The sequence below is a fragment of the Exiguobacterium sp. SH31 genome (assembly GCF_001816105.1).
GTDB classification, from domain to species: Bacteria; Bacillota; Bacilli; order Exiguobacteriales; family Exiguobacteriaceae; genus Exiguobacterium; species Exiguobacterium aurantiacum_A.
Window position 1 is genome coordinate 22,491 of sequence record NZ_LYTG01000067.1, and the last position, 6,000, is coordinate 28,490.

A 6,000-nucleotide genomic window follows, 5' to 3' on the forward strand; every position below is an offset into this window, starting at 1 on the left:
ATTCCTCCTCTTTATCACTATACCGTCTCTGTTGTGAAAGTTCACAAAAAGATGGACAGTTTTTGAGAGGGGACCGACATGCCTGGACATGTGTATCGTTTACATTGGGAAAAATAGTCCGACGACGAGGCCGAGCAATGCGCCGACGATGACTTGGTACGGTGTATGGCCGACGAGTTCGTTCAAGATTGGCGTGTCGTGCTTGATCCCTTTAAAATAGTCGTTCAATAGACGGGCTTGGAAACCAACGGCTTGACGGACGCCGGTCGCGTCGTACATGACGATCGTCGCGAACGTGAGCGCGAGGGCGAACATGCTTGAGTCGAGGCCTTCAGCCCGGCCGATCGCGGTCGCGAGCGCGACGACGGTCGAGGTATGGGAGCTTGGCATTCCGCCTGAGGCGAACATGATTTCAAGTTCAAAGTCACGTGTTCGAATGAGTTCGGTCACAAGTTTGGCCGCCTGGGCGATAAACCAGGCCAGTATTGCGGCGAGTAACGGTTCGTTAAAGAGCAATTCAGTCACTTCCTGTCTGACAATAGTATCTACACTATACCCGATTCCATGCCGCGCTAGACGTAAAGTTTCTGTCAAAAATAGCGTCGCGGGCAAATGCCCGCGACGCTATTCGGTCGATTTTTGTTACCCGACGACGCCTTCAGTCTCTTGAAGTTGTTCCGCAATATTCTCGATGATATAGCGGTTGCGTGGATGCTCCTGACACTCTTTCGAGCATGAACGCATCTGTTTGGGTTCACACTCTTCACAACAGAAGTGTTGGGCATTGCACTCCGGGTTGGCACAATTAACGTAACGGACCGTCTTCGTTCCACAGTGCATGCACGTTGAAACGACTGACGGATTGACCGTGTTGACTGGGACGTTGATGCGCTCGTCAAAGACGTAAAGCTCGCCGTCCCAGTTTTCCCCTTGTGTTGCTTCGTCTTTGCCGTACATGGCGACGCCGCCTTTTAAGTGGAAAATGTTGTCGTGACCTTGGTCACGCATATATGCGGTAAATTTCTCGCAACGGACGCCTCCGGTACAGTACGTGAGAAGTGTTTTCCCTTCGTAGAGGTCTTTGTTCTCCTCAAGCCAATCTGGCATGTAACGAGAAGCCTCTACGTCGATTTTGATCGCATTTTTGAAATGGCCAAGATCGTACTCGTAGTTGTTACGAACGTCGAGGATGACGACATCGTCGCGATTCATCATCTCTTTCCATTCTGCCGGTTCGAGATACGCACCGTGTTGTTTCGGCACGTCGAACTCACCATCAAAGCGCCACGTCACGAGCTCTTGTTTGTGACGGACAAAAATTTTCTTGAAAGCATGCTCTTCGACTTCATCGATTTTGAACTCGATGTCGCTGAAGTATGGATCGGCTTTCAAATCGTTCATGTACTGTTCGGTTTGTTCCCAAGTGCCCGAGCACGTTCCGTTGATTCCTTCGGAAGAAATCAAGATACGCCCTTTGATCCCGAGGTCTTTACAGTACTTGAGGTGTTGTTGTGTTAGTGTTTCTGGGTCTTCGATGTTGACGTACTTATAGTACAGCAAGACCCGCATTGGTTTTGTTTCCATGTTATTGCTCCCCTGTGTTCAGTTTTTTGCAGGAAAACGAACGTTGGGTTGTGTCGTTCGACGAATGAACTTGCCTGCAACCACAAGTCCATTATTATATGATAGATATCACAGTGAAATTTCGCAAATACTTTTTATTTTTTTTTGAGGAGAGCAGGGAGATGCGTCCTCTTGAACGAATTCGGGTAAAAGGTAGTAACGAAAGCCGAAGGTGGAAACTGAAATGCTCACATCACTCCAACAATATATATTGAACATCATTGAATGGCTCCAAGGACTGCCGGGAGGTCCTTGGGCTGGACTCGGGGCCCCGTTCCTGGAAGCGATTTTCCCGTTTCTCCCGCTCGTCTTGATCATCTCGGCGAACGCGGCCACGTATGGCTTCTGGCTCGGTGTGCTCTTATCGTGGATCGGCAGCTTGGCAGGGACACTCCTCGTGTTCGCCGCCGTCCGTTACGTGTTCCGCAAACCGATGACGCGTTGGCTCGAAAAACATAAACAGGGTGTCTATTGGCTCGATCGCATCAACCATATGAGTCCAATCTCGCTCGGATTCTTATATTCGTTGCCGTTCATCCCGGTCAGTTTGATCACGTACTTACTCGCCTTGATTCAAATGCCGCTCCGGACGTTCGTATTGGCGGCCGGATTCGGGAAACTGCTCGTCGTCATCATCTTCTCGGTCATCGGTGATCAGTGGCAAGAGTTCATCCAAAGCCCGTTCCGCTTGTCGATGCTCGGCTTGCTCTTGCTCGTATTGTGGGCGATTAGCCGGGGTCTCGAAGAACTTCTCAAACGGCGCGCCTTCAAAAAACGGAACGAAGAGCTCAAACGTAAACGTGAAGCGAGAACATAAAAATCCTCGAAGGCGGCCGCCTTCGAGGATTTTTGCTCAGTTGGTTTTTTTGAAACGTGGGAAGTTGAAGACGATCGCCAAACCTCCGCAAATGAACAGGAGGAACGGATAGAACATATACGGGACGAGGGCGGGTGACGCCGTGTTCGTCAACTCGGCGGCGATGAGGAGCTGCGCCCCGTAAGGCAGAAGTCCTTGTACCCCGCACGAGAAGATGTCGAGTACGCTCGCTGACTTTTTCCGTTCGATGTCATACGTATCGGCGATATTCGCGGCAAGCGGGCCTGCTACGAGAATCGAGATCGTATTGTTCGCCGTCGCGACGTTCGTCGCACTGACGAGCCCGGCGATGCTCCATTCCGCACCAGCCCGGCGTTCAATCCGTGACGTGAGTGCGTCTCGTAAATAGGTGAGTCCACCGTTATATGAGATGAGCCCGACGAGTCCGCCCATGAATAACGTCAAGAGCGAAATCTCGGCCATCCCCATCATGCCGTCGGCCATCGCCGTGACGTAAGTCGTGACGGCCAAGCTTCCGTCAATCAGCCCGATGATGCCAGCGAGCGCGATGCCGCCGAGCAAAACGAGGATGACGTTCAGTCCGGTCAAGGCGAGGGCGATGACGGCGAGATACGGAATCAATTTGTACCATTCGAACGCGGCCACTTCAATCGTCGATTCTCCGCTTGAGAGAACGGCTAACAGGACAGTCGTGATGATTGCGGCCGGGAGCACGATCCAAAAGTTGGTCCGGAACTTGTCGCGCATGTTCGTCCGTTGTGTCCTTACGGCAGCGATTGTCGTATCCGAGATGAACGACAAGTTGTCTCCGAACATTGCCCCGCCGACAACGGCCGCGGCCGCGATTGCGATATTGACCCCGCTCTCTTGATGGATGCCGAGCGCGATCGGGGCAAGCGCGGCAATCGTACCGGTCGATGTGCCCATCGCCATCGAGATGAAAGCAGCGATGACGAACAGTCCACTCAGTAAGAGTGACGGTGGCAGGAACGTCAAGGCCGCATTGACCGTCGCGTCAATCGCACCGATTGCACCGGCGACGCTCGAGAACGCGCCGGCGAGCAGGAAGATGAATATCATGATCAAGATGCCTGGATTACCGGCGCCTTGTGCGATACGCTCGACGGTCTGAGTGACGCTTCCTTTCGTCATCATCGCAGCGACAATTAAAGCGATCAACGCCGCGATCAGTACCGGAAACTTGTAAAAGTCGCCATAATAAATACCTGCTCCGATGAAGAAGACGAGGAAGACGAGCAAAGGCAAGAGTGCCCATTTGTTAGCTGTTGGTTGTTCCAATTGATTCACCTCATTTAATAGAATAGAAAAAAAGAGCCTTCCGAAAAAGGCTCTCTCTGTAAGAGACACCCTTTTCATCTTTCGAGCAGAACGCTCGCTGGATTTGGCACAGGTTACCCGCTGCCGAGACATCTAAGGGCCAGTCCCTCCGTCTCTCTTGATAAAAAGTCGTCATGATGTAGTTGTTAGACACGTTTCCTAACGTACCTGTTTCAAATCGGGTTGTCAACAGAAATCCCCCTGCGCCAGTGGACGCGGGGGGAAGTCATGTCGTCAAAAAGTTGTAATGGGCGACGCGGTTACGACCGGCGTACTTACCGCCGACGTAAAGGGCCCGGTCAGCGTTACGGATCGTATCGTCAAGCCGTTTGTCGCCGAACGCTTGAATCGTATCGACACCGATCGAGGCGGTCACGGGAATATCGACCCCATCGACACGGAACGGCTTATCTTCAATCTTCTGCCGAATCCGTTCGGCGATATCGACGGCTTGGTCGACGTCGCAATGATTGAGCAGCAATATGAACTCCTCGCCCCCGTAACGGGCCGCAAAGTCATCGGTCCGGAGCACTTGCCGAATTCGCCGCCCGAACTCTTGGAGCACGCTGTCTCCGACTTGGTGACCGTGCGTGTCATTAATTTTTTTAAAGAAGTCAATGTCGAGCATCGCGACCGAGATCGGGTACATCGAACCGTCCGAGATTTGTTGAATCCCATACTCGTAGAACGCGCGCGCGTTGGCGAGCAGCGTCAAGCTATCGGTGCGGCTTTCCGTGTATAGGCGGTCGCGTTCGTGGCACCGGCTGATCGTTCGGTTGAATGATTTCAACAATTTTACCATCTCGTTTTGAATGATGGGCGGATAGCCATAGACGTGTTCACCGATCATGACGATGCGTGTGCGGATCCCGTCAATCTCTTCTGACTGGACCGAGATGAAGCTGTGGTAGTCGTCATGAAACGCATCTGACAACGCTGCGTCCCATTCGAAACGCATCTCATAATCGACAGACTTGGCGTGTGGATGGCGCGCATCCATCAAGTCGAAGACGAGCGGACGGTCGATTGGCTGTCGCGTCAACAAATCGAAATAGAGCGTTCGGTCGAACAGGACGAACTCGACAAACCCTTTATCATATTGGTTGAGGCGCTCACATTGACTCAAGAACACTTCAATCGCCTGAGCCTCGCTTTGAGACAGGGAGACTGCCTCTTTCGCTTCATCGTACTGTTCGATCAATGACTTGAACGCGTCCTGGCGCCCTTTTTGAATCATCAACCGCTTAATAAAGAACGTGAGGGCGGCCGCGATGCTACTGACGACGAGCAAGTTCGTCTCACGGAAGAACGACGCGGCAAAGATGAAGACGAAACTGACGATATACGTGTAAAAAGCGATACTCAGAAAATCTCGGACCGGAATATCGACGCGGAACCACCAGCCGACTTGATATTTTTGGACAATCGTGTTCAAGATGATGGCGCTGATCAGACCGAGGAGCGGGACGAACGAATCCTGCGAATAGAAGCCAAGACCGGTCTCACCGCCGAGTGCCAAGTAAACACTTGCCGGGATGGCGATTTCTAAAAATGACGTGATCGCGTTCCACGGATAAGTGAACCGGAAGCGGCGGAGCGCGACGCGCGGTTTTAAGTTGGCGAACTGAAAGACGAGGAGTCCAATTTGGTTGACGAGGAGCGCCGTCTCAAAATCAAAGAATAAAAAGATGATGAGGACGATGCTTTCTGAAAACGTGAAATAGACGCCTTTCCGTTCAATCGAGTCCATTTGGAAAATGATGACGAGCAACGCGATCAAGATGAACGGAAGCGGCTCGATCGCCGGAACATCAAGGACACCGGTTGTAAACAAAGTGATGGTCAGTAAAACGATCAAACTCCAAATGCTCCAACCGAGGACGGACATCTTGCGAAAATGATTCATAGTTCCCTCCTGTGTGGGAAAAGTCTTCTCATATGTATGGTAGGAGATTCGGCACGGTTGCGCCCGAGTCCTGCCTATTCATCATAATGGCTGAATTCTAGCATTGAGTCTACATCAAATATCCTCTATAATGAAGTTGCTTTTCAACCACATAGACGAAAGTCGATGAAAAAGAGAGTAACGATCGTTTAGTCAACAAAGCGACCTAGGGATTGGTGAGAGCCTGGGCTGACAAACATCGCGAAACGCACTTTTGAGATGCTATCCGAAGCGAGTAGGCGTAGCCGGGGGCCCC

Annotated in this window: 5 protein-coding genes and 1 riboswitch; of the genes, 1 reads left to right on the plus strand and 4 read right to left on the minus strand. The window is 51.7% G+C overall.

Translation table 11 applies throughout. From position 1 onward, the window contains the following. Positions 1-99 precede the first annotated feature (99 nt). A complete protein-coding gene (locus A6395_RS09835; RefSeq protein WP_070329193.1) occupies positions 100-525 on the minus strand; it encodes a divergent PAP2 family protein in 426 nt (141 codons plus the stop codon). A 117-nt stretch (positions 526-642) separates the two neighbouring features. Continuing rightward, positions 643-1,584: an oxygen-dependent tRNA uridine(34) hydroxylase TrhO gene (gene trhO, locus A6395_RS09840; RefSeq protein WP_071398886.1), complete on the minus strand. Its 942-nt coding sequence runs from the start codon at positions 1,582-1,584 to the stop codon at positions 643-645. Positions 1,585-1,807: 223 nt separating this feature from the next. Here trhO and A6395_RS09845 point away from each other — a divergent pair, with 223 nt between their 5' ends. Further along, a complete protein-coding gene (locus tag A6395_RS09845) occupies positions 1,808-2,440 on the plus strand; it encodes a TVP38/TMEM64 family protein (RefSeq protein WP_070329195.1) in 633 nt (210 codons plus the stop codon). A 36-nt stretch (positions 2,441-2,476) separates the two neighbouring features. On the opposite strand, the gene A6395_RS09850 is transcribed toward A6395_RS09845, so the two are convergent. Next, positions 2,477-3,760 (minus strand): Na+/H+ antiporter NhaC family protein, encoded by a 1,284-nt coding sequence (locus tag A6395_RS09850; protein ID WP_071398887.1) that lies wholly within the window; start codon positions 3,758-3,760, stop codon positions 2,477-2,479. Positions 3,761-3,831: 71 nt separating this feature from the next. Next, positions 3,832-3,927, minus strand: a riboswitch (SAM riboswitch). Between the two features lie 98 nt (positions 3,928-4,025). After that, positions 4,026-5,705 carry a GGDEF domain-containing protein gene (locus A6395_RS09855; RefSeq protein WP_233589713.1) on the minus strand — a complete coding sequence of 560 codons (1,680 nt, stop codon included), beginning with the start codon at positions 5,703-5,705 and terminating at the stop codon, positions 4,026-4,028. Positions 5,706-6,000: the final 295 nt, after the last annotated feature.